Here is a 22930-nt window from a genome sequence, read left to right as displayed (position 1 = left end):
GGTCTGCGCGCTCAGTGCGATGCCTCGGCCAGCGTGGCGTCGGGCTTGACCGTCTTCAGCAGCGCCATCATCTGATCCTGGATGCGGTGCAGCGCGGCGTCGGTATGGCCTTCGAAGCGCATGACCAGCACCGGCGTGGTGTTCGACGCGCGGATGAGGCCAAAGCCATCGGGCCAGTCCACGCGCAAACCGTCGATCGTCGACACGCTCGCCGGCGCATCGAAGGTCGCCGTCTTGACGAGCTGCGCCACCAAGAGATGCGGCTCGCCTTCGGCGCACTGAACGTTAAGCTCGGGCGTGGAAAAGCTGGTCGGAAGCGCCATCAACACCGCGTTGGCGTCAGGACTCTTGCTCAAGATTTCGAGCAGACGACAGCCGGCGTAGGTGCCGTCGTCGAAACCAAACCAGCGCTCCTTGAAGAAGATGTGGCCGCTCATCTCGCCACCCAGCGGTGAATCGATTTCCTTCATCTTCGCCTTGATCAGCGAATGGCCGGTCTTGTAGATCATCGGCACGCCGCCGGCCGCTTCGATGGCCGGGGCCAGCTGTTGCGAACACTTGACGTCGTAGATGATGGTGCCACCTGGCACGCGAGAAAGCACGTCTTGGGCGAACAGCATCATCTGGCGGTCGGGAAAGATGTTAGTGCCGTCTTTGGTGACGATGCCCAGGCGGTCGCCGTCGCCGTCGAACGCGAGGCCCAGCTCGGCATCGCCCGCCTTAAGTGCGGCCATCAGGTCGTTCAGGTTTTCTAGCTTGCTCGGGTCCGGGTGGTGATTGGGAAAGTTGCCGTCGACCTCGCTGAACAGCTCGGTCACCTCGCAGCCGAGCGCGCGGAAAATGGCGGGGGCCGAAGCACCCGCGATGCCGTTGCCCGAATCGACCACGATCTTCATCGGCCGCGCCAGTTTGATGTCGCCGACGATGCGCTGCGTGTAGGCCTCGGTCACGTCGACCGTGCGAACGGTGCCACCCGGCGCCAGCGTGGCGCTATCGGCCTCGATGGTCTTGCGCAGGCCCTGGATCTCGTCGCCGTAGATCGCGCGGCCGGCCATCACCATCTTGAAGCCGTTGTAGTCCTTCGGGTTGTGGCTGCCCGTGACCTGAATGCCGCTGCGGCACAGCGTGTGCGCCGCGAAGTAAAGCATCGGGGTGGTGACGGCACCGACGTCGATGACTTCGATGCCCGTCGCCACCAGCCCGCGGATGAGTGCCGCGGCGAGCGTGGGGCCCGACAAACGACCGTCACGGCCGACCGCCACCGTCGTTTCGCCGGCGGCGCGCGCCGCACTGCCGAAGGCCTTGCCGAGTGCCTCGGCCACATGGGTGTCGAGGGTGACAGGAACCACGCCACGAATATCGTAGGCCTTGAAGATCGAAGCGTTGATTTGCATGAACAGATTGTAGGCACAAGGCCTCGCGGCCAGATGTCCGGAAATGGCTGATTGTGCGGCGCCATCGTCCTAAGATTGCGCCATGTCGAACCTCACCGCCCCACCGTCACCAGCCAACGGCGCGCCGCTGGAGAACGACGCCTGCTACCTCGCCATGAAGACGCACGACGCACGCTTCGATGGCTCGTTTTTTACCGCAGTGACCTCAACCGGAATCTATTGCCGGCCAGTCTGCCGGGTGCGCACGCCGCGGCGCGAAAACTGCCGCTTCTTTCGACATGCCGCGCAAGCCGAGGCCGAAGGGTTTCGCCCTTGCCTGCGCTGCCGGCCAGAACTGGCACCGCGCGCCGCAAGCTGGTCGACCGAAGATGCGTCGCGCATCCTCGCGTTGCAGGCAGCGCGCCTCATCGACGAGCCGGATGCGTGGTCGCACGGTGACGATGACAGCGGCCCCGGCGCGGCACAGATCGCGGCGAAGCTGGGGGTGAGCGACCGTCACTTGCGGCGCATATTCGAGACGCAGTTCGGCGTGTCGCCGTTGCAGTATCTGCAGACGCGCCGCTTGCTGGCTGCCAAGCAACTCATCGCCGATACGCGCCTGCCGATGACACAGGTGGCGCTGGCCAGCGGCTTCGCCAGCGTACGCCGCTTCAACGATGCTTTCGTCGCGCACTACGGCCTGAACCCGAGCGCCTTGCGGCGTGCCGGCGGCAACGCCGAGGCCCGTGAAGGCCAGCCAATTGAAGTGCGGCTCGGTTACCGACCGCCGTACGACACGGCCGCCATGATCGGCTTCTTCGAGCGCCGCGCGTTGCGCGGTGTCGAGACGGTGTCGGGCGCCGGCGATGGCATGCGCTTCGCACGCACGGTGCGTGTCCAACAAGGCACGCGCGTCCATGCGGGGTGGCTCCAGTTGCGCTTCGACACCGAGCGCGAGCAGTTGATGCTGTCGGTGGGCGATTCGCTGGCGTCCGTTCTGCCGATCGTCATCGCCCGGGTGCGTGCGATGTTCGATCTCGACGCAGACCCCATCGCGATCAACGCAGCGCTGCACGCCAGCTTTCCAGATGGCGACGGCATGCGCGTGCCGGGCACCGTCGACGGCTTCGAGCTGGCGGTGCGTGCGGTGCTCGGGCAGCAGATCACGGTGGCTGCGGCACGCACGATTGGCTCGCGGCTGGTCGAAGCATTCGGTGAGCGGATCGCCACGCCGATCGACGGGCTCGACCGGCTCTTTCCGACGCCCGCAGCGATCGCGGCGGCGAGCGGCGATGCGCTGGGTCAGCTCGGCATCGTGAAGCAACGCCAAGGCGCGTTGCAGGCCCTGGCGCGCGAAGTCACCGAAGGCCGGCTGGCACTGCACGCGGGCGCCGATGTGCCGTCGACGCTGATCGCCTTGCAAGCTTTGCCCGGCATCGGCGACTGGACAGCGCAGTACATCGCCATGCGCGCGTTGCGCTGGCCCGACGCGTTTCCGGCTGGCGACGTCGCGCTGCAAAAGGCGCTCGGCGTGACGACCGCGCGCGCTGCAGCGGAGGCATCCCAAGCCTGGCGGCCATGGCGCGGCTACGCGGTGCTGCGCGCCTGGCACACGCTGCCTGCAAGCGCGGCGCCGGGCATCACGACATCCGCCACATCCGCTACAGCCAAGGCAATACAAGAACCAACGACGAGGACAGGCACCATCGCCTGAGACACCATGAAATTCAAGAACGCAACGATCTACACGACGCACATCGACAGCCGCCTCGGCGGCGTCACGCTGGCCGCCACCGACGAGGGTTTGGCGGGGGCATGGTTCGATAATCAAAAGCACTCGCCCGACACCGCGGGATGGCAGTCGAACGACGCGCATCCGGTGCTGCGCGAGGCAGCCGCGCAACTGCGCGACTACTTCGACGGCAAGCGGCAGCGCTTCGACCTGCCGCTCGACCTGTCGCACGGCACGGCGTTCCAGCAGAGCGTGTGGCAGGCGCTGCTCGCGATTCCTTCGGGCGCGACGACCAGCTACGGCGCGCTGAGTGCCGGTGTCGGCAAGCCGGCCGCCGTGCGCGCAGTGGGCGCTGCCGTGGGGCGCAATCCGATCAGCGTGATCGTGCCGTGCCATCGCGTCGTCGGCAAAGACGGTTCGCTCACGGGCTATGCCGGCGGGCTTGAGCGCAAGACGGCGCTGCTCGAACTCGAAGGCGCCTTGTGAGTGGTGCGGTAAAGGGCGTCGCGGTCGCAGCGGTCGAACCAAACCCGCGCCGCTGGCTGATCGATCTGGTGTTGCTCGGTGCGCTCTGGGGAGCGTCGTTTCTGTTCATGCGCATCGCCGCGCCGGAGTTCGGGGCCTTGCCTGCGGCCGCCGTGCGCGTGGGTATCGCAGCACTGTTTCTGCTGCCGCTGTTGCTGGTGAGAGGCCACGGACCGACGCTGGCGCGCCACTGGAAAGCGACGATGCTGATCGGTGTTTTCAACTCGGGCATTCCGTTCGCGCTCTTCTGCTTTGCGCTGCTCACCATCAACACCGGGCTTGCTGCCGTGCTCAACGCGACGGTGCCGATGTTCGGCGCGCTGGTGGCGTGGGCATGGTTCAAGGACCGGCCCGATGGCTCACGCATCGTGGGCCTCATGATCGGCTTCGCGGGCGTCGCAATGTTGGCGAGTCGCAGCGCCGGGCTGCATTCCAGCGCCGACGGCCACGATGCCATGTGGGCCGTGCTGGCTTGCCTGGGTGCGTGCATGAGCTACGGCATTTCGGCCAGCGCCTCACGTCGTTTTCTCGGAGGCATTCCGCCTTTGGCGACTGCCACCGGCAGCCAGATCGGCGCCACGATCGTGCTCGCGTTGCCGGCGCTGTGGCTCTGGCCCGCGCAGATGCCCAGCAGCCGCGCGTGGCTTGCGCTGATCGCATTGGGCGTCGCATGCACGGGGCTCGCGTACATCCTGTTCTTTCGTCTGATCGAACACGCCGGCCCGGCCCGCGCGCTCACGGTGACCTTTCTGGTGCCGGTGTTCGCGGTGCTCTACGGCACCGTTTTCCTCGACGAGCGCATCACGCAATGGATGCTTATTTGCGCTGCCGTGATCGTTTGCGGCGTGGCACTGTCCACCGGCATCGTCAAGCTGCGGCGGCCGGCGGCGGCGCTTTAAATCGCGCTGGCCACGACGTTGATGGAGAGCGCGAGCACCAGCATGTTGAAGGCGAACGAAAGGAGGCTGTGCACCGTCGTGATGTGTCGCATCTCGCGCGACGTGACCTGCACGTCCGACACCTGCGAGGTCATGCCTACGACATAAGAGAAGTACATGAAGTCGAAGTAGTTCGGGTCGAGCTTGCCCGGAAAGTCGAGGCCGGCACCGGCGATCTTGTTGTTCTTTTCTTCCTGGTAGTAGCGGTGCGCATAGTGAAAGGCATAGATGGTGTGGATCATCAGCCAGGAGAGCGCCAGCGACACCACGCCCAGCACGACATGCGCTGCCCGCTCGACATCGCTCAGGCCCTTGACCTGCTTGAGCAACATCACGATGACACCGACGCTGACCAGCGCCGCTGCAAGCATGGCGGTCAGGATCAACGCGGTCGGCTGGTCGAGCGCCTGAGCGCGGGCACGCGTGTGCTCGGCGTCGCACGTTTCGGCCAGCCAAAAAGCCAGCATCAGGTAAACGAGGACGCCGCTGCACCAGCCCACGAGCCCACGCGGGAGGCCGTCGAGAGGCCATGCCAGGGTTCCGACCACCAAGCCGACGACGCCTCCGTACAGCAGACGTTGCGGGCCCTGTGTCGATGAGAGATGTTTACGCATAGCAGGAATGTATCGGCTGCCACCGCTGCCGGCGCCACAATCGTTCAATGACATTCGTAGTCCGTATCCGCAAGGTCGGGTGGGTCCTGCCCACCTTGAGCGCCATGATTGCCTCTATCGCCTCAGTTACCTTCTCGGACGTGGCCCTTGCCGCACCGCCCGGTCGCGTTCCCGACACCATCGAGCAACGTGCCGCCGCCTGCATCGCCTGCCATGGTCGCGAAGGCGCCACCGGCAACACGGCCTTTTTTCCGCGCCTTTCGGGCAAGCCGGCCGGCTACCTCTTCAACCAGCTCCGCAGCTTTCGCGACGGTCGCCGCTTCAACTCCGACATGGCCTACATGGTTCAACATCTTTCCGATGCGTATCTGCTCGAGATTGCCGAATACTTCGCCGGCCTCGATCTGCCCTATCCGCCCGTCGCGACGACGAGCGACGCTACGCCCGAGATGCTGCGGCGCGGCAAGGCGCTCGTCGTCGACGGCGACCGGAGTCGTGGCATCCCTGCATGCGCGGCATGCCATGGCACCGCCCTCACCGGCGTGCTGCCGGCCATCCCCGGACTGGTCGGGCTACCGCGCTTGTACCTGTCGTCGCAACTCGGTTCGTGGCTGACCGGCGAGCGCCATGCGCTCGCGCCGGACTGCATGGCGGAGGTGGGCAGCAAGCTGACGAGCAGCGACATCAACGCAGTGGCTGGCTGGCTTGCATTGCAGCCGGTGCCGGTCGATGCCCGGCCCGCAGCGTCGTTGCACGGCCCGGCACCGATGGCATGCAGCGGGATGACGCCATGAGCAACCACGATAAAAGCGACGACCGCAACCACAACCGCAACGACAACGACAAAGACGATCCGCCCCGTTCGATGCTGCGTCGCATCGTGTTCGCCCTGCTGGTGACTACGGCGCTGGCATCGCTGATCGGCGCGGCGCTGATCGGGATGAGGCTGTTGGGCCCCGAACGCGTCGCGGACGACGCAACTCCAGTCTTCGTCGCCACGGCAGGCCAGGTCGAGCGAGGCCGCTATCTCGCACTCGCCGGCAACTGTGCCGGCTGCCACACCACGCGCGGCGGCGCGGCATACGCGGGCGGCCTGGCCATCGACACTCCCTTCGGCACCATCTATTCGAGCAACCTCACATCCGACAACGCTCATGGTCTGGGCAACTGGAGCGCGGCGCATTTCTGGGGCGCCATGCACAACGGCCGCTCCCGCAATGGCAGGCTGTTGTATCCCGCATTTCCGTATCCGAATTTCACCAAGGTAACGCGCGAAGACTCCGACGCCATTTATGCCTACCTGCGAAGCGTGCCCGCGGTGTCGGTGCGCAACGTGCCGCATGCATTGCGCTTTCCGTACAACACCCAGGCCGCGCTCGTCGTGTGGCGTGCCTTGTCTTTCACGCCCGGCACCTTCGTCGCAGACACACGACAGCCCGCCGAATGGAACCGCGGCGCATACCTGGTCGATGGGCTGGGCCACTGCATCGCCTGCCATGGCACGCGCAACGTGCTCGGCGCCACCGAGGAAAAGCGTGGCCTGTCGGGCGGGCTGATACCGGTCGAGAACTGGTATGCGCCGTCGCTAGCCGACCCGCAAGAAGCGGGGCTGGCTGACTGGCCGACCGCCGACATCGTCGCGCTGCTGCAAACTGGAACATCGACACATGGATCGGTGCTGGGACCGATGGCGGAAGTGGTCTACCAGAGCACGCAGCATCTGGGCGAAGCCGACCTGACAGCGATGGCAACTTATCTGAAGGCATTGCCTGCGGTCGCTGCCGCTGACGATCGAAAAATGGCCGATAGTGCCAAACCGTCAGCAACGAAAGTCAGTCGGCGCGACGTTGGCGTGATGGAGCGTGGCAACAGAATCTTCGATCAACGTTGCGCTTACTGCCACGGCGACGTCGGCCAGGGTGCGCAAGACGCCTACCCGCCGTTGGCAGGCAATCGCGCCGTCAATATGCGCTCGCCGATGAACCTCATCCAGATGGTGCGGCACGGCGGCTTCTTGCCTTCCACGGCCGGCAATCCGCGGCCTTACGGCATGCCTGCGTTCGGTCATGTGCTGGACGACAGCGACATTTCGGCGGTGCTGACTTACGTGCGCGGATCATGGGGCAACGATGCGGAACCGGTGTCGGCGCGGGACATGATGAAGCGGTGAGGGAGTGGGGGCCTGAGCCACTTCCTGCATCGTCTTTTGCCTGTCAGCAATGCCTCCAGCGATCAAAGCTGCGACCACAGCGACCATAGGTGTTGCGACTGCTGCTACGCAAGCAGTCCAGTGCACTACCGGCAGAACGGGCGCCGGTTGCGGCGGCAGTTGCAGAGTAATCTCAACTTGCTGAGTCGCTCCTATTGCTGGCGCTGGCGCCTGAACTTCTCCCATGGTCCGTTCTCCTGTCTTTTGCTCCGGGTCAAGTGGGGCATTTGGTCAATGACGACTACAAAATCAACCCCCATGAAAAATGGCTGTATGTGCGCGGCCTGTTACGTACCCGTGACTACTATGGCGAATGGATTGCTTCATGGCTAAAGAGCAGTTCGACACAGCGCAGGCGCACCCCGCGCAGTGACGCAGCATTCGGAGATGTTTCGCTCTATGCATCCAACGTCAAATGCTGCCCATGAATAGCAGCGGCAGCGGACGAAGCGAGAAAGCCGATCGTCTTTGCCGCGACCGCAGTCGATACCCATTCATCGGGATTTGCATCCGGCATCGCCTGTCGGTTGGCCGGTGTGTCGAGCACGCTGGGTGCCACGCTGTTCACGTTGATTCGGTGCGGTACGAGTTCGGCCGCCATCGACTCGACCAACCGCTGCAGCGCGCTTTTGGAGGCGATGTATGCCGACATTCCCGCGAGGCCGCGCCCGGCTGTCTTCGCCGTCACTGCGATCACGCTGCCCGCTTTGCGCTCGATCATCGAAGGGACGAAAGCCTGGGCCACCGCGACGAACGACCACGCGTTGAGATCCATCATGCGATCCCACGCCGCACGCGTCAGTGCATGTGTCTCTTCGCCCATCGCGAAGCCGCCTGCGATGTGCACGACGGTGTCGACGTGCGTGAACGCCGCCAGCACTTGCTTCGCCGCGCCGGCGACTGCAGACGCCGACGTAACGTCTGCCGCGATCAGCAGATGCCGCGAGTTGTCCAGGCCAGGATACGCGCTGCTCAGGTGTTCGGCGCTATGGTCCAGCAGCGCGACACGCGCGCCCGCATCCAGAAAGTACTGCGCGACCGTGCGACCCAAGGCACCCGCGGCGCCGGTCAATACGACGTTTTGTGGCGTGTTTGCTTCGATCATGGTGTTTCCCTCAAGCCGGCGACAAAAACGCATCCTAGCGCGGCCTGTTTTTGCTGGGCTATAATCGAAGGATTGCCTGATGACAGCGATGTCGATTCAGGGGCTCTTAGCTCAGTTGGTAGAGCAGCGGACTCTTAATCCGTAGGTCGAGTGTTCGAGTCACTCAGGGCCCACCACCAAACATCCCGTGGTATTGAAAAGCCTGCTATTTATTTAATAGCAGGCTTTTTTCATTTCGCGATCGGATCGAACTTCCCCGCCACTTCGTCGACCGACGTGTTCTGCGCGCCTGCGATGAGCCAGCGGCCGTCACGCTTCACCAGAAACATGTCGCGGCGCACCCGTCAGTTTTCAGCCGCGATGCAAGTGTTCGCCCCCGCCTGTCCGCCAAGTCGTCCACTGTGCCGACAAGCGGCATGAAACGATTAGACAGCGGCTATGTGGGATTGAACCCAAGCGGTGCGCATAGTTAATCGAGCGCCACGAGACACTCATATATGCCAACCGCCTGCAGTCGCTGAAGCACTGCGATCCCATGACAACGCAGCTTTTGCTGCGTTTGAAGATCGGGTCACTGCCACTTTGCATGCGGCTGGAATGCCGAGCGGCTATTTGCACCGAGTCCTTCATTCCGACCGCACATTGGCGAGGAGTAAAGTCGAGTCCCTCACAGTCCCTGGAATTACTTATGGCGCAGACCTACGAGCAAGTGCAAAAGCAGATCGAGTTGTTGCAGCAGCGAGCACAGAAACTGCTCCAACGCGAGGCCATTGGAGTCATCGAGCGCATCAAGGAAGCGATAGCGCACTACGGAATCACTGCTGCGCAACTTGGCTTCGAATCCAGCACTGCGCCGAGCGTGACAGTGGGTTCCAAGGCCAAGTCTTCGGCATCGCAATCTCCAAAATTCGCCGATGGCAATGGCAACGTCTGGAGTGGTCGCGGACCGCGTCCACGTTGGCTTCGCGAAGCACTGACGGCTGGAAAAGCACTCGAAGACTTTGTCGGAACGGCGACAACGACAGCCGCAAACGCCCTGCTTCCAAAAGCAATGAAGAAAGTAAAGCCAACCAAGCGGAAAAACGCTGCGGCGAAGGCGAAATCGACGTCCAGGCCGCGCTACAAAGACGATGCTGGACGTGAATGGAGTGGGATGGGCCCGCGTCCCAAGTGGCTGAAGGAAGCCATCGCGTCCGGAAAGACCCTGGAACAACTTGCCAGCTGAACAGTCTCTGACTGATTGCTGACCGAACCGGCAGACGCCACTCTACCGGCTCATGGCGTCACATCAATGCGACTTCGGCATGTTGAGATCGATCACCGGATTCCCGTTGTTATCGGAGTAGCCGCTGCGAGCCCGACTAGTTCGGACCTAAGACACCGACACTTTTAAAGGCATTGCTGGGGCACTTTGCGGCGCAGCGCAACGCGCATGTTGCATGCGAGGGTCTATGAAGGTTCAACGCGCGACGCCGAGCAACCGCTCCAGCACCTCGGGCTGCACCCGCAAGGCCGCTGCAGTGTCGGCATGCACCACGGTCCCTTGGTCGAGCACCACGGCTTCGTCGGAGATCGCCAGGATCGCCTGCGGATGCTGCTCGACGATGATCGCCGACAGCCCCTCGTCTTGCGTAATGCGGCGGATGGCGCGCAACAACTCTTCCACGATGATCGGCGCCAACCCTTCCAACGGCTCGTCGAGCAGCAGCAGTTTGGGGTTGACCACCAGCGCACGGCCGACCGCCAGCATCTGCTGCTCGCCGCCCGACAACTGCGTGCCCAGGTTGCCCTTGCGCTCTGCCAGCCGCGGGAACATCTCGTAGACACGCTGCGCGTTCCACTTGCCGGTGCGCTCCACGGCTGTGAGGTTCTCATGCACCGTGAGCGACTTGAAGATGTTGCGCTCCTGCGGCACCCAGCCTATGCCCGCAGCAGCGCGCTGGTGCGGCGCGAGCTTGTGCAGCGCAACCGCAGACGCGCCGGCGCCCAGCGTGATGCTTCCGCCATGCTGCCGCGTCGCGCCGGCCAGCGTGTTGATCAGCGTGGTCTTGCCCGTGCCGTTGCGGCCCAGCAGTGCCAGCGTCTGCCCTTCGCCGAGGGTCAGCGAAATACCGGTAAGCACCACGGCCTCGCCGTAACCAGCGCTCAGGTTCTCGATGCGGAGCAACTCAGACATGCGCCGCTCCTGCCAAGTTGTCGGAGCCGCCCGTCCCAACAGCTCCATGGCCGAGGTACACCTCTTTGACCTTCGGATCGTTGGCGATGGTGTCGGGGTCGCCCTCGGTCAACAGCGTGCCGTTGACCAGCACCGTCATGCGATCGGCGAAGCTGAAGACCAGGTCCATGTCGTGCTCGATCAGCAGCACCGACACATCGGCCGGCAAGGCGGCGACAGTCTGCAGCAACTCCTCACGCTCCCCCGCCGGCACGCCGGCCACCGGCTCGTCAAGCAACAGCACGCGCGGCTCGCACGCCAGCGCAATGGCGATTTCGAGGAGACGTCGCTTGCCATACGCCAGGTGCTTCACTTGTTGCGACGCGACTTCTGCAAGACGAAATTGGTCGAGCAATTGCGCAGCACGTTCGACCACCGCCTTCGATGCGCCCAGCGGTTTCCACCACTGCGCCGCACCGCCTTGCTGCTGCGACACGACCAGCGCCAGCGTTTCCAGCGGCGTCATCGAATCGAAGAGTTGGTTGATCTGAAACGTGCGCACCATGCCGCGCGCGACGCGCAGATGCGGCGGCAGTCGGGTGATGTCCTGGCCCAGCAATTCGATGCGCCCTTCGGTCGGCGTCAGCACGCCGGTCAGGATGTTGATGAGCGTCGTCTTGCCGGCGCCGTTGGGGCCGATGAGCGCGTGACGCGCACCGCGCTTGAGCGTGAGCGAGACATTGTTGGTCGCGGTGATGCCGCCGAAACGCATCACCAGGCCGGTGGCGGCGAGAACGGTTTCGGTGACAGCGGTGTCGGTCACTTCGGCATTCATGCGCGTTTGAACCAGGTCGATGGCTTGAACAAGCGCTCGCGCCCGACCAGCACCAAGATGACCAGGATCAAGCCGATCCAGAACATCCAGTACTGCGGCGTCACCGCAGACAGCCAGTTCTGCAACAGCTTGAAAACGATGGCGCCAGCCACGCCGCCGTAAAGCCAGCCCACGCCGCCGATCACCAGCATCAGAAGCACGTCGGCCGAGCGGTCGAAGGCCAGCACGTCGAGCGAGGCGAAACCGGTGGTTTGCGCGAGCAGCGCGCCCGCCGCGCCCGCCACGCCTGCGGCGACCGTGTAGATCGTCACCAGCCGCACCGCGACCGGAATACCGATGGCCATGGCACGCAGCCGGTTGTCGCGAATCGCCTTCAGCGTCGCGCCGAAGGGCGAGTGCACGAGCCGGCGCATCAGCAGAAAAAGCACCAGCATCACGACGAGCGAATAGGTGGCCGCGGTGCGACCGAAGAGGTCGAACTCGAAAAACCCGAGCACCGGCGCCATCACCACGCCTTGCAAGCCATCGGCGCCGCCGGTCAGCCAATCGAGCTTGTTGGCCAGCTCCAGCAAAAGCAATGCAGTGCCGAGCGTGACCATCAACCGCGTGAGGTCGCTGCCACGCAGGATGGTGACGCTGGCGATAGTGCCCAGCGCCGCCGACAGCACGATCGCGACCACCAGACCGACGGTCGGGTCCGGCATCACGAGCTTGGCGAACAACGCAGCTGCGTAAGCCCCGAAACCGAAGAACGCCGCATGCCCCAGCGACACGATGCCGGCATAGCCGAGGATCAGGTCGAGCGACATCGCGAACAGCGCCACGATGGCGATCTCGTTGACCAGCAACGCATGCGACGGCACCAGCCAGGGCAGTGCGAAAGCGACTATCCAGACGGCGAACTCCCACGGCCGCCAGCGCGCTTTTCTCAGCAGCACGAGGCGTGCGCTGTCAGCTTGATCGCTCCGGACATCGCTGGCCATCAACGGCCTCCCTTGCGCGTGAACAGGCCTTGCGGTCGCCACATCAAGATCAGGATCATCAGCAGGTAGACGGTGAATGCGCCCATCTTGGGAATGAAGTATTTGCCCGCCACATCGGCGATGCCGAGCAGCAGTGCCGCCGCCAGCGGCCCGGTGATCGACGAGGTGCCGCCGACGGACACGACGATCAGAAAGTAAATCATGTACTTGAGCGGAAACGTCGGATCGAGTCCGAGGATTTCAGCGCCCAGCGCACCGCCAAGACCCGCCAGTCCGGAGCCGACCGCGAAGGTCATCAGAAAGACGATGTTGACGTTGATGCCGAGGCCGGCCGCCACGCGCGGGTCGTCCACCGCGGCACGCAACCGACTGCCGAAGCGCGTCTTCGAAAGGATGAGTTGCAGCACGACCGTGAGCACCGCGCACACGCTGATGATGAAGAGTCGGTAGTGGCCCATGCCGAGCATCAGTGCGCCATCGCCGATCTCGGTGCGACCGCGCAGCCACTCGGGCAACTGGATGTTTTGCTGGGACGATCCGACGAAGTAGTCGACCGCCGCCACCGCCATGAAAGCCAGGCCTATCGAAAAAAGCACCTGGTCCAGATGCGACTTGCCGTACATAGGCCGATACAGCGTGCGTTCCAGCAATGCACCTGCGGCACCGACGACGACGAAGGCCAGCGGCAGGCACCACAAGAACGGAATGCCGAGCTTCTGCATCGCGAACACGGTGAGGTAGCCGCCCGCCATCGCGAAAGCACCGTGCGCCAGGTTGATGAAGTTCATCAACCCCAGCGTGACGGCGAGCCCCACAGCGAGCACGAACAGCAGCATGCCGTAGGCGACGCCGTCAAAAAGAATAGTCAGCAAAGCTCGCCCCCCGGCCCGCTGGACATCACTTTTTGGCTTTGCCCGGGTCTTTCACAGCCTTGATCACATCGAACTCGACGTTATAAAGCTGCCCGTTCTTCTTCTCGACCTTGCGCAAATACACGTCCTGCACGATGTCGCGCGTTTGCGCGTCGATCAGCACTTCGCCGCGCGGGCTCTCGAAGACCTGGCCCTTCATCGCCGCCAGCAAGGCATCGCCGCCGCCCTGGCCCTTCGTGGTCTTGAGCGCCTCGTAAATCACGCGCATGCCGTCGTAACCACCGACCGCCATGAAGTTGGGCCGCATGCTCGGGTTGGCCTTCTTGAAAGCCTCGACGAACTTCTTGTTGGCGGCCGACGGGTGCGCCGCCGAGTAGTGGTGCGAGGTGACCACGCCGAGTGCGCCATCGCCCATGTCGTTCAGCTGGTCGTCGTCGGTCACGTCGCCGGTCGCGATCAGGCGGATGCCAGCCTTGTCCATGCCGCGTTCGAGGAACTGCTTCATGACCGCCGCGCCCGCGCCCGACGGCACGAAGACGAACAGCGCATCGGGCTTGTCGTCGCGCACCTTTTGCAGGAATGGCGCGAAGTCGGGGTTGCGCAGCGGCACGCGCAGCTTCTCGATGACCTTGCCGCCGTTCAGCTGGAAGCGCTCGGTGAAATACTTTTCTGCGTCGTTGCCCGGGCCATAGTCGGCCACCAGCGTGACAACGGACTTGATGCCATTCTTGGGGGCCCAGTCACCCATCGGCAACGACACCTGTGGCAACGTGAAACTGGTGCGCACGATGTACGGCGACGCCTCGGTGATGCTCGACGTAGCCGCCGCCATGACCACCTGCGGCGTCTTGGACTGCGTGGAGATCGGCGCGACGGCCAGCGCGAGCGGTGTCAGGCCGAAGCCTGCGAGCACGTTGACCTTGTCGTTGACGACCAGCTCCTGCGCGAGGCGCTTGGTCACATCGGGCAGGCCGGTGTCGTCCTTGACGATCAGTTCGATCTTCTTGCCGGCAACGGTGTCGCCGTTCTGCGCCATGTAGAGCTTGGCGGCCGCCTCGATCTGGCGGCCGGTCGAGGCCGACTGGCCCGTCATCGGCAGGATCAGGCCGATCTTGAACTTGTTGTCTTGCGCATGAGCGGCCAGCGGAAGGGCCAGGGCCAGCGCGGTCAGGCCGGCGGTCTTGGCGAAGAAGCGACGATGCATGAAGTTGTCCTCGGGAAGGGATAACGGATACGAACGAATAACAAAAACGTGAAACCCCGATTGTCGGCACTCGACGCGCGCCGGCGCTCATGGTTAATACTGCGGTGTTCGCAATACGAACAATTGTTCGATTCAATTTGCGATGTGGCCGGAATCTAGCATTTGTGGAAAGCCTTCCCGTGCCGACCGCCGCGTGCTCCGATACGATCATCCTTTCTTTGTTCTTCTTTTCTGACCCCGCGGAGACACCATGACAGAACACGCCCATTTGCCCGCCCACTACGACCACGTCGGCAGCTTTCTTCGCCCCAAGTACCTGCTCGATGCACGCGAGCAAAAAGCCAAAGGCACCATCACGCCGCAGCAACTGCGCGAAGTCGAAGACAAGGCGATCACCGAGATCGTCAAGTTCCAGGAAGACGTCGGCCTGAAGAGCATCACCGACGGCGAGTTCCGCCGCACATACTTCCACATCGATTTTCTGGAGCAACTCGGCGGCGTCAAGACCGATATTCCGGTGACCATTCGCCGGCCCGACGGCACCGAAGAGCTCGCGCCGCCTGTGATGCGCGTGATCGACAAAGTCACCCACAAGCAGAACATCCAGCTCGCCGACTTCGAGTACCTGAAGTCGCAGGTCGCGGCCGGCCACACTCCCAAGGTCACCATCCCCTCGCCCACCATGCTGCACTTTCGCGGTGGCCGCGCCGGCATCAGCAAAGAGGCATATCCGGAACTCGACCCCGCGTTCTACGACGACGTGGCCAAGGCCTACGGCGACGAGCTGCGCTCCCTGTCCGCTGCCGGCTGCAACTACGTGCAGATGGACGACACCAACCTCGCCTACCTGTGCGACGAGCACATGCGCGAAGCCGCCCGCCGCCGCGGCGACGACCCCAATGAACTGCCGCATCGCTACGCTACCTTCATCAACAAGGTGGTCGCACAGAAGCCGCCCGGCATGCTGCTCGCCATGCACCTGTGCCGCGGCAACTTCAAGAGCACCCACGCGGCCGCCGGCAACTACGAGCCGGTAGCCGAGGCACTCCTCAAAGAGATGGACCTCGACGCCTACTTCATGGAGTACGACGACGCGCGCTCCGGCGACTTCAAGCCCCTGCGCTACCTGCCCAAGGGCAAGACCGTGGTGCTCGGGCTGGTGACCACCAAGTTCGGCCAGATGGAAGACAAGGACGAACTCAAGCGCCGGATCGACGAAGCCGCCAAGTACGCGCCGATGGAGCAACTCGCACTGTCGCCGCAATGCGGCTTTTCGAGCACCGTGCACGGCAACAACATTGCGGTCGAAGCGCAGCGCGCCAAGCTGCGCCTGGTGATTGAAACAGCGCAGGAAGTCTGGGGAAGCTGACGTGCTGACGCTCTTCTCGGGTCCGCTCAGTATGTTCGGCGCCAAGGTGCAGATCGCGGCGCTCGAGAAGGGCATCGCGTTCGAACTGGTGATGGTCCCGTTCGATCGTGACGACCGCTACCTGCCTCTGCATCCTGAGGTCGCGCGCATCAATCCGAAGAATCAGGTGCCGGTGCTGATCGACACGTCAGTCAGCGATGGCCCGCTCGAACTGTTCGACTCGACCCAGTTGTTCGAATACCTCGAAGACCTGAAGCCGGAGCCCGCGCTGTGGCAGTCGGGCATCGCGGCGCGTGCCCACACCCGCCAGCTCGAACTGAAGTCCGACGAGGTGTTCTTCCCGCATGTCATCAAGCTCTTCGGCTTGCAGGACGACATGCAGAGCGCCGCGGCACAGGCCGCTTGTGCGGGTTGCGCTGCGTTCTACGAGTACCTCGAAGCGCTGCTCGCCGGGAAGGACTATCTCGCGGGCGGCTACTCGTATGCCGACATCGCTTTCTACGTCGCGCAGACCTATGCGGAGCGCAAGGGTGCATTGATGACCACGGCGACGCCACGCCTGATGGCATGGCGTGAACGCGTTGGACGGCGCCCTGCGGTTGTGGAGGTCATCGCGCCGATGATGCAATTCCTGGCGTCGCAAAACCGCGGCGTCCCGCTGCATTTGCAACACCTCCTGCACGAAACGGTGCCGCACCGTCCGCAACAGCCTCGCAGCGACGCCTGATGCTGCACGCGCTGGTCGCCTGGCTGCCGTCGCCCGCCCAGCATTTTTTGTTCGGTGCGCTGGCCGTACTGGCCTACGTGCTCACCACGCGGCTGCGGCGCGAGCAACGCGCACCGTCCACGGCCATCGCCTGGGTCATGGGGCTCGCGCTGGTGCCGTACCTGGTGCTACCGATGTACCTGATGTTCGGCCGCCGCAAGCTGCGACCGGGCGGCTCGCCACGACCGCCCCGCGTAGCACCACCGGGCCACTGGGCGGCCGAACTTATCGAAAGCTTCGGCCTCGCCGCGCCGAGCCGCTGCGAAATCCGCATGCACGCCGATGGCCAGCACGCTCGCGACGCGCTGTTCGAGGTGATCGAAGGCGCACGCGAACGCCTCGACATCTGCACATTCATCATCGGCGATGACGCATTCGGCCGCGACGTGATCGAGCGGCTCGCGCGCCGCTCGCGACAGGGCCTGAAAGTGCGCGTGTTGCTCGACGGCTTCGGCGCGCTGAGCTTGCCGCGCCGCTATTTCGACACGTTGCGCGAAGCCGGCGGCGAAGTGGCGGTGTTCCGGCCGATCTTCAGCCTGCGCCGCGACGGGCCGCGCAACCTGCGCAACCACCGCAAGCTCACGATAGCCGACGACAGTTGGCTCTGGTCGGGCGGCCGCAACCTGGCCGGCGAATACTTCAACGGCAACGAGGCAAACCCGGTCGCGTGGCGCGATCTCTCGTTCGATTTGCGCGGAGAAGTGGCCGCTGCGGCAGCACGCCAGTTCGATCACGACTGGGCCTCGGTGCGCGGCCGCAAGCCCCGTTCCATCGGTCCCGACGCCGCGCTGCCCCAGGGTGGCACGCTGGCCCAGTTTCTCCCCAGCGGCCCGGACCAGACCGAAGACACGGCGCAGTCGCTGCTGCTCGACGCCTGCTTTCGCGCCGAGCACCGCATCCTCGCGATCACGCCGTACTTCGTGCCCGGCGACGGTCTGCGCGACGCCTTACGGCTGGCGGCGCGCCGCGGCGTGCAAGTGACGCTCGCGATACCCCGGCATTCGAATCACCGGCTGGCCGATTTCGTCCGTACCCGCGCCATGCGCGACCTTGCCCGTGCCGGCGTCACCTTCCGGATGCTCCCCTTCATGGCGCACGCCAAAGCCGTGGTGGTCGACGACACGCTGGCGATGTGCGGTTCCATCAACCTCGACCTGCGCAGCCTGCTGCTCAACCACGAGGCCGCCGTGGTGTTCTACGGCGAGCCCGAAATCGAATGGCTGGCCGAGTGGATCGAAACCACCGCGTCGGCCGGCGAGCGTTATCGGGCGCGCTCGCCGGGCATCGTGCGCGACATAGCCGAAGGCTTGCTGCTGACCATTGCGTTCCAGCTCTAGCGGGACTCGCCGAACGCCTGGAACCGTTCGAAGAGACAATGCGCTTCATGGCTGAAACCGCATCGCTCGAAACCTTTCTGAACCCCTACACCCACGGATTCGCGAGGGTCGCCGTCGCAGTGCCGCGCAATCGCATCGCCGACCCGGTTTTCAACGCCGCCGAGACCATCGCGATGTATCGCCAGGCCGCGGCCGACGGTGCCGCGCTGGTCGCGTTCCCGGAGCTGGGGCTGTCGGCTTACACCTGCGACGACCTCTTTCATCAGGCCGCCCTGCTCGAAGCCTGCGAGGTCGCGTTGCAAGCGGTGGTCGATGCATCGCGCGACATCGGCGCGGTGGCCATCGTCGGACTGCCGCTGCGCGTCGACCATCGCCTGTTCAACTGCGCGGCGCTCGTGGCCGGGGGGCGGTTGCTCGGCGTCGTGCCCAAAACCTATCTGCCCAACTACAGCGAGTTCTATGAGGGGCGGCAGTTCAACGGTGCCGACAGTGCGCTCGCGACCGATATCGACGTGTGCGGCGAGCGGGTCCCGTTCGGTTCGGAGCTGATATTCCATGCGCGCGATCTGCCGCTGCTCAAGATCCATGTCGAGATCTGCGAAGACGTGTGGGTGCCGCTGCCGCCATCGAGCTTCGCGGCGCTCGCGGGCGCCACGGTGCTGGTCAACCTGTCGGCATCGAACATCACGATTGGCAAGTCGAGCTACCGGCACCAGCTGGTCAGCTCGCAATCGGCGCGTTGCCTGTCGGCGTATTTGTACTCGTCCGCCGGCATCGGCGAATCGACCACCGACTTGGCCTGGGACGGCCAGGCGCTCATCTACGAAAGCGGCGAGATGCTCGCCGAGAGCGAGCGCTTCAGCAACCGGTCGCACGTCATCAGCGCCGACGTCGACCTGGAGCGCCTGTCGCGCGAACGCATGCGGCAAAACACCTTCGGCGTGTCGGTGCAAAAGCACAAGGCGGCGCTGGCCGACTGGCGCACCATCGAGTTCGACTTGAAGGCGCCCAACAGCGTGCCGGGCGGCCTGCGCCGCAGCGTCGAACGGTTCCCCTATGTACCGGCCAACGCCGCGACGCTCGACGAACGTTGCCGCGAGGTTTTCAACATCCAGGTGCAGTCGCTGGTGCAGCGGCTGGAGGCGAGCCACATCGACAAGGTCGTCATCGGCGTGTCGGGTGGGCTCGACTCGACCCACGCGCTGCTGGTCTGCGCGCAGGCGATGGACCGGCTCAAGCTGCCGCGCGCCAACATCCTCGGCTTCACCATGCCCGGCTTCGCGACCAGCGACCGCACGCTGGCGCAGGCGCACCAGTTGATGACCGCCATCGACTGCACCGCGCGCGAGATCGACATCCGTCCGAGCTGCAAGCAGATGCTGGCCGACCTGGGCCATCCTTACGGCAGGGGCGAGCCGGTGTACGACATCACCTTCGAGAACGTGCAGGCCGGCGAGCGCACCAGCCACCTGTTCAGGCTGGCCAATTTCAACGGCGGCATCGTCGTCGGCACCGGTGATTTGAGCGAGCTCGCGCTGGGCTGGTGCACCTACGGCGTGGGCGACCACATGTCGCACTACAACGTGAATGCGAGCGTGCCGAAGACGCTCATCAAGCACCTGGTGCACTGGGTCGCGCATCAAGAATTTCTGTCGCGCGAAGGCAGTGCGACGCTGCTCGCGATCCTCGACACTGAGGTGAGCCCGGAGCTGATCCCGACCGATGCCGCGAGCGCCGAAGGCACGCAACCCGGCCAGAAGACCGAAGACACGATCGGCCCGTACGAGCTGCAGGATTTCCACCTCTACTACGTGCTGCGCTACGGATTCAGGCCGACCAAGGTAGCCTTTCTCGCGTACACCGCGTGGCACGACCGCACGCTCGGCCTGTGGCCCGATGCGCTGCAGGGAGAGCGCAACGAGTACGCCATCGGTGATATCCGCAAACACCTCGGCACCTTCCTGCACCGCTTCTTCAAGACCAGCCAGTTCAAGCGCTCGTGCGTGCCCAACGGACCCAAGGTCGGCTCGGGCGGCTCGTTATCCCCGCGGGGCGATTGGCGCGCGCCGAGTGATTCCGAAGCCGAGGTGTGGATGGCCGACCTGGCGCGCGTGCCGGAGCGGTGAGTTCAGGACCCGGCGCGGTGCCGGGGCGAGCGCCCGTTCTTGCGCTTGTTGCGATAGCTTGCATTGCCGAGCCCGGTGCCGATGGTCAACACGGCCCAGCGCTTCACATCCTGCATGAAGGGCAATTCGCTCAGTCCCTGCACCACCGCGTCGTTGTGCATCAACGCCTCGGTAGGCTCGTCGCCGATCAGCGGAATCTTCTCGCACAAGGCGGTCGGCAGATGGAAGTCATCGCGCTCCCAGTTGCCCGGCAGGTTCTGCGCACCGCGCGCGATCGAGCCGTCCCGCCGGATGATCCCGGGGCAGGCAATGCCGACGAAAGGCGCCAACCGGATGTCTTTCTTGTGGCTGTAGGCAATCATTTCTTCGAGCATTGCGACCAGCCCGTCGACCAGTTCGGCCTGCTTCGGGTTGTCGTCGGCATGGCGCCACTTCTGGCGCTTGACGACGCGAGCCTTCGACAGGTCACTGGCCTTTTTCCAGCGCGGCTCGACGATGCCGCAACGCACGTTGGTACCGCCGATATCGAGCGCGAGAATGGCGTCGTAGTCGGTCACCATGCGCGGCGGCGCCAGATGCACCCAGCCCAACAAACCGCCGTCGTCGACCTCGTGCCGCAGCCGCGCGAGGCCGACCTGCACGTTGTCGGCATCGAGCATCACCGCAGCTTGCAGGATGGCGCGCTCGCCCACGTCGCTCTCCGGAAAGCCGCCGCCGATGACGATGCGCTCTACGCCTTGCCACGCCTTTTGTCGCATGTACCGCTTGATCACACCCGCCAGCTCTCCGGCAAATTCTTCAATGGCGCCTTCCACCGCATCGGTGGCCTCGGTCGCGTCTTTCATCTGCAGCATCTGGTCGATCTCGCTCTTGCTGAGATCGGCCGATCGCGCATTGCCCATCGGGTCGACACCGTTCCGGCTCTTGCGCTTGCGCCAGACATCGAGCAGCTTCCGAAATGCCGTCTGGCTGGCGCGATCACCGATGAAACCCTCGTCGTCGCGCACTTCGAGGTTGTAGCTTTCGATGATGACCGACGGCATGTTGCGGGTGCCGTGCAGGCCGGCAGTTGCAGGGACCGGCTCGGTCATGGCCTCTGGGGCTTCTTTCAACGGCTTGGCGGGAGAAGGCGTTTTGGCTTTGTTCATGCGTGTCCGGACTCTGCGCAATGGCAGGCTCGCTGTCATCGGCCACGCGCACGAACGACTGTAGGAATCGGGCGTGACGTGCGCGGGGACGCACGGCGTTCGCTGGGGCGCCGATACACTGCGCCGATGCAACCCCTCCGCCACCTTCGGCTCGCAATGGCTACCGCAGTGGCGCTCCTCCTGCTCGCCTCGACCGCATTCGCCCAAGTCAACGAGACGCTGCGCATCGGCTCCAAGCGCTTCACCGAGTCGTACATCCTGGCCGAGGTGGTGGCGCAGACTGCCGCTCCCTTCACCGGCACGCCACCGGTCATTCGCCAGGGCCTGGGCAATACCGCGATCGTGTACGAAGCATTGCGCTCCGGCGGCATCGACATGTATGCCGAATACACCGGCACCATCGCGCTCGAAATCCTGAAGAGCGACAAGCCGATGTCGCGTGAAGCGATGAGCGCCGCGCTGGCGCCGCTCGGTCTCGGCGTCGGCGCGCCGTTCGGCTTCAACGACGGCTACGCGCTGGCAATGCGCGCGGCCGACGCCGACCGGCTCGGTATTCGCAACCTGAGCGACCTTGCCAAGCACGCCGAACTCCGGCTCGGCCTCTCCAACGAGTTCATCGGCCGTGCGGACGGCTGGAAAGGCTTGACGACGGCCTACGGCCTGTCGCAGTTGCCAACCGGGCTCGACCATGGTCTTGCCTACGACGCGATCAAAGCACAACAGGTCGACGTCATCGACATCTACACCACCGACGCCAAGATCGACAGCCTCGGCCTGCGCGTGCTGCAGGACGACCGCAACTACTTCCCGCGCTACGACGCCGTGGTGCTGTACCGGCTCGACGTGCCCACGCGCTCTGCCAAGGCCTGGGCCGCGATCGAAAAGCTGCAAGGCCGCATCGACGAGCGCGCCATGATCGCGATGAACGCGCGCGCCGAGTTGCAAGGCGCCGGCTTCGACGTGATCGCGCGCGACTTTCTCTCGGGCGGCAAGGGCGATACGGCCGAGCGCGGCTTCATGGCCAAGCTGTTCGGACCCGACCTGTGGCGGCTCACGCGCCAGCACCTGCTGCTGGTCGGTGTCTCGGTCGGGCTGGCGTTGTTGATCGCGGTGCCGCTGGCCGTCGTCGTGTTTCCCTTCGTGCGACTGCGCGCCGTGGTGCTCGGCCTCTCGGGCTTGCTGCAGACCGTGCCGTCGCTCGCATTGCTGGCGGTGCTGATCTCGCTCATCGGTTCGATCGGCACGTTGCCGGCGCTGATCGCGCTCACGCTTTACTCGTTGTTGCCGATCATGCGCAACACGGTGACGGGTTTGACCGAAGTGCCCGAAGGCGTGCGCCAGGCCGGCACCGCTCTGGGAATGACGCATGCGCAAAGCATGCGGCTCGTCTTGCTGCCACTGGCATTACCGACGCTGATAGCCGGAGTGCGCACCGCGACCACGATTGCGATCGGCACGGCAACGATCGCTGCATTCATCGGCGCGGGGGGTTACGGAGAGCGCATCGTGACCGGGCTGGCGCTCAACGATCGGGCCTTGCTCGTGGCCGGCGCGTTGCCCGCCGCGGCGCTCGCGCTGGTCAGTGAGGCGATCTTCGAGACGATCGAATGGCTAGTGCGGCGGGGGCGTCGCTAACGTT

Annotated in this window: 20 protein-coding genes and 1 tRNA gene; 12 read left to right on the top strand and 9 right to left on the bottom strand. The window is 64.5% G+C overall.

Annotated elements, in window-relative coordinates:
• Positions 1-11 precede the first annotated feature (11 nt).
• A complete protein-coding gene (locus RCH10_RS13180) occupies positions 12-1394 on the bottom strand; it encodes a phosphomannomutase/phosphoglucomutase (protein WP_409052703.1) in 1383 nt (460 codons plus the stop codon).
• An 82-nt stretch (positions 1395-1476) separates the two neighbouring features.
• Between RCH10_RS13180 and RCH10_RS13175 the strand changes: the two genes are divergently transcribed.
• The 3 genes from RCH10_RS13175 to RCH10_RS13165 are packed head-to-tail and all read left to right on the top strand — an operon-like array spanning position 1477 to position 4529.
• Complete coding sequence (locus RCH10_RS13175; protein WP_409052702.1) at positions 1477-3087, top strand: DNA-3-methyladenine glycosylase 2 family protein; 1611 nt, start codon at positions 1477-1479, stop codon at positions 3085-3087.
• A gap of 6 nt (positions 3088-3093) precedes the next feature.
• A complete protein-coding gene (locus tag RCH10_RS13170; protein ID WP_409052701.1) occupies positions 3094-3591 on the top strand; it encodes a methylated-DNA--[protein]-cysteine S-methyltransferase in 498 nt (165 codons plus the stop codon).
• Complete coding sequence (locus RCH10_RS13165) at positions 3588-4529, top strand: DMT family transporter (protein WP_409052700.1); 942 nt, start codon at positions 3588-3590, stop codon at positions 4527-4529. The genes RCH10_RS13170 and RCH10_RS13165 overlap by 4 nt, the downstream gene beginning before the upstream one ends.
• On the opposite strand, the gene RCH10_RS13160 is transcribed toward RCH10_RS13165, so the two are convergent.
• Complete coding sequence (locus tag RCH10_RS13160; RefSeq protein WP_409052699.1) at positions 4526-5182, bottom strand: DUF1345 domain-containing protein; 657 nt, start codon at positions 5180-5182, stop codon at positions 4526-4528. The genes RCH10_RS13165 and RCH10_RS13160 overlap by 4 nt on opposite strands.
• A gap of 104 nt (positions 5183-5286) precedes the next feature.
• Between RCH10_RS13160 and RCH10_RS13155 the strand changes: the two genes are divergently transcribed.
• Positions 5287-5976 carry a c-type cytochrome gene (locus tag RCH10_RS13155; RefSeq protein WP_409052861.1) on the top strand — a complete coding sequence of 230 codons (690 nt, stop codon included), beginning with the start codon at positions 5287-5289 and terminating at the stop codon, positions 5974-5976.
• Positions 5977-6047: 71 nt separating this feature from the next.
• Entirely contained in the window at positions 6048-7352 is a 1305-nt protein-coding gene (locus tag RCH10_RS13150) for a c-type cytochrome (RefSeq protein WP_409052860.1), read from the top strand.
• Positions 7353-7788: 436 nt separating this feature from the next.
• On the opposite strand, the gene RCH10_RS13145 is transcribed toward RCH10_RS13150, so the two are convergent.
• Positions 7789-8496, bottom strand: coding sequence for an SDR family NAD(P)-dependent oxidoreductase (locus RCH10_RS13145; protein ID WP_409052698.1), 708 nt, complete (start codon positions 8494-8496; stop codon positions 7789-7791).
• A 100-nt stretch (positions 8497-8596) separates the two neighbouring features.
• Here RCH10_RS13145 and RCH10_RS13140 point away from each other — a divergent pair.
• Both RCH10_RS13140 and RCH10_RS13135 read left to right on the top strand, forming a co-directional pair.
• A tRNA-Lys gene (locus RCH10_RS13140) sits at positions 8597-8672 on the top strand.
• 512 nt (positions 8673-9184) lie between these two features.
• The gene (locus RCH10_RS13135) at positions 9185-9721 is read left to right on the top strand and encodes an H-NS family nucleoid-associated regulatory protein (RefSeq protein WP_409052697.1); all 537 of its coding nucleotides are present in this window, start codon (positions 9185-9187) and stop codon (positions 9719-9721) included.
• Positions 9722-9955: 234 nt separating this feature from the next.
• On the opposite strand, the gene RCH10_RS13130 is transcribed toward RCH10_RS13135, so the two are convergent.
• Genes RCH10_RS13130 through RCH10_RS13110 form a run of 5 tightly spaced genes read right to left on the bottom strand, consistent with a single transcriptional unit; the run spans position 9956 to position 14545 of the window.
• Positions 9956-10672, bottom strand: a complete 717-nt coding sequence (locus RCH10_RS13130; RefSeq protein ID WP_187051151.1) for an ABC transporter ATP-binding protein — start codon at positions 10670-10672, stop codon at positions 9956-9958.
• Positions 10665-11423 carry an ABC transporter ATP-binding protein gene (locus RCH10_RS13125; RefSeq protein WP_409052859.1) on the bottom strand — a complete coding sequence of 253 codons (759 nt, stop codon included), beginning with the start codon at positions 11421-11423 and terminating at the stop codon, positions 10665-10667. The genes RCH10_RS13130 and RCH10_RS13125 overlap by 8 nt, the downstream gene beginning before the upstream one ends.
• Before the next feature lie 59 nt (positions 11424-11482).
• Entirely contained in the window at positions 11483-12469 is a 987-nt protein-coding gene (locus RCH10_RS13120) for a branched-chain amino acid ABC transporter permease (protein ID WP_409052696.1), read from the bottom strand.
• A complete protein-coding gene (locus RCH10_RS13115) occupies positions 12469-13341 on the bottom strand; it encodes a branched-chain amino acid ABC transporter permease (RefSeq protein WP_409052695.1) in 873 nt (290 codons plus the stop codon). The genes RCH10_RS13120 and RCH10_RS13115 overlap by 1 nt, the downstream gene beginning before the upstream one ends.
• A 25-nt stretch (positions 13342-13366) precedes the next feature.
• A complete protein-coding gene (locus RCH10_RS13110) occupies positions 13367-14545 on the bottom strand; it encodes an ABC transporter substrate-binding protein (protein ID WP_409052694.1) in 1179 nt (392 codons plus the stop codon).
• 250 nt (positions 14546-14795) lie between these two features.
• On the opposite strand from RCH10_RS13110, the gene RCH10_RS13105 reads away from it, so the two are divergent.
• From RCH10_RS13105 to RCH10_RS13090, 4 genes are read left to right on the top strand one after another with little or no spacing between them, the layout of a single operon-like run.
• Positions 14796-15914 carry a 5-methyltetrahydropteroyltriglutamate--homocysteine S-methyltransferase gene (locus tag RCH10_RS13105; RefSeq protein ID WP_409052693.1) on the top strand — a complete coding sequence of 373 codons (1119 nt, stop codon included), beginning with the start codon at positions 14796-14798 and terminating at the stop codon, positions 15912-15914.
• 4 nt (positions 15915-15918) lie between these two features.
• Positions 15919-16641 (top strand): glutathione S-transferase family protein, encoded by a 723-nt coding sequence (locus RCH10_RS13100; protein ID WP_409052858.1) that lies wholly within the window; start codon positions 15919-15921, stop codon positions 16639-16641.
• The gene (locus RCH10_RS13095) at positions 16641-18017 is read left to right on the top strand and encodes a phospholipase D-like domain-containing protein (protein ID WP_409052692.1); all 1377 of its coding nucleotides are present in this window, start codon (positions 16641-16643) and stop codon (positions 18015-18017) included. Before RCH10_RS13100 ends, RCH10_RS13095 begins: the two co-directional genes overlap by 1 nt.
• 47 nt (positions 18018-18064) lie before the next feature.
• Complete coding sequence (locus RCH10_RS13090; protein ID WP_409052691.1) at positions 18065-20143, top strand: NAD(+) synthase; 2079 nt, start codon at positions 18065-18067, stop codon at positions 20141-20143.
• 2 nt (positions 20144-20145) lie between these two features.
• Here RCH10_RS13090 and RCH10_RS13085 read toward each other — a convergent pair whose 3' ends face one another.
• Positions 20146-21291 (bottom strand): ROK family protein, encoded by a 1146-nt coding sequence (locus tag RCH10_RS13085; protein WP_409052690.1) that lies wholly within the window; start codon positions 21289-21291, stop codon positions 20146-20148.
• Between the two features lie 156 nt (positions 21292-21447).
• On the opposite strand from RCH10_RS13085, the gene RCH10_RS13080 reads away from it, so the two are divergent.
• The gene (locus RCH10_RS13080; RefSeq protein WP_409052857.1) at positions 21448-22926 is read left to right on the top strand and encodes a glycine betaine ABC transporter substrate-binding protein; all 1479 of its coding nucleotides are present in this window, start codon (positions 21448-21450) and stop codon (positions 22924-22926) included.
• Positions 22927-22930: the final 4 nt, after the last annotated feature.

The organism is Variovorax sp. GrIS 2.14 (assembly GCF_046115955.1).
GTDB lineage: Bacteria > Pseudomonadota > Gammaproteobacteria > Burkholderiales > Burkholderiaceae_C > Variovorax.
The sequence above is the reverse complement of the archived record's forward strand: the minus strand, read 5'-3'. Positions and strand labels throughout refer to the sequence as shown.

Excerpts from the sequence above, each read along its gene's own strand:
- RCH10_RS13160 (WP_409052699.1), bottom strand. The coding sequence starts at position 5,182 with ATGCGTAAACATCTCTCATCGACACAGGGCCCGCAACGTCTGCTGTAC.
- RCH10_RS13130 (WP_187051151.1), bottom strand. The coding sequence starts at position 10,672 with ATGTCTGAGTTGCTCCGCATCGAGAACCTGAGCGCTGGTTACGGCGAG.
- RCH10_RS13175 (WP_409052702.1), top strand. The coding sequence starts at position 1,477 with ATGTCGAACCTCACCGCCCCACCGTCACCAGCCAACGGCGCGCCGCTG.
- RCH10_RS13150 (WP_409052860.1), top strand. The coding sequence starts at position 6,048 with ATGCTGCGTCGCATCGTGTTCGCCCTGCTGGTGACTACGGCGCTGGCA.
- RCH10_RS13105 (WP_409052693.1), top strand. The coding sequence starts at position 14,796 with ATGACAGAACACGCCCATTTGCCCGCCCACTACGACCACGTCGGCAGC.
- RCH10_RS13080 (WP_409052857.1), top strand. The coding sequence starts at position 21,448 with ATGGCTACCGCAGTGGCGCTCCTCCTGCTCGCCTCGACCGCATTCGCC.
- RCH10_RS13170 (WP_409052701.1), top strand. The coding sequence starts at position 3,094 with ATGAAATTCAAGAACGCAACGATCTACACGACGCACATCGACAGCCGC.
- RCH10_RS13090 (WP_409052691.1), top strand. The coding sequence starts at position 18,065 with ATGGCTGAAACCGCATCGCTCGAAACCTTTCTGAACCCCTACACCCAC.
- RCH10_RS13180 (WP_409052703.1), bottom strand. The coding sequence starts at position 1,394 with ATGCAAATCAACGCTTCGATCTTCAAGGCCTACGATATTCGTGGCGTG.
- RCH10_RS13085 (WP_409052690.1), bottom strand. The coding sequence starts at position 21,291 with ATGAACAAAGCCAAAACGCCTTCTCCCGCCAAGCCGTTGAAAGAAGCC.
- RCH10_RS13155 (WP_409052861.1), top strand. The coding sequence starts at position 5,287 with ATGATTGCCTCTATCGCCTCAGTTACCTTCTCGGACGTGGCCCTTGCC.
- RCH10_RS13125 (WP_409052859.1), bottom strand. The coding sequence starts at position 11,423 with ATGCGTTTCGGCGGCATCACCGCGACCAACAATGTCTCGCTCACGCTC.
- RCH10_RS13120 (WP_409052696.1), bottom strand. The coding sequence starts at position 12,469 with ATGGCCAGCGATGTCCGGAGCGATCAAGCTGACAGCGCACGCCTCGTG.
- RCH10_RS13135 (WP_409052697.1), top strand. The coding sequence starts at position 9,185 with ATGGCGCAGACCTACGAGCAAGTGCAAAAGCAGATCGAGTTGTTGCAG.
- RCH10_RS13095 (WP_409052692.1), top strand. The coding sequence starts at position 16,641 with ATGCTGCACGCGCTGGTCGCCTGGCTGCCGTCGCCCGCCCAGCATTTT.
- RCH10_RS13110 (WP_409052694.1), bottom strand. The coding sequence starts at position 14,545 with ATGCATCGTCGCTTCTTCGCCAAGACCGCCGGCCTGACCGCGCTGGCC.
- RCH10_RS13145 (WP_409052698.1), bottom strand. The coding sequence starts at position 8,496 with ATGATCGAAGCAAACACGCCACAAAACGTCGTATTGACCGGCGCCGCG.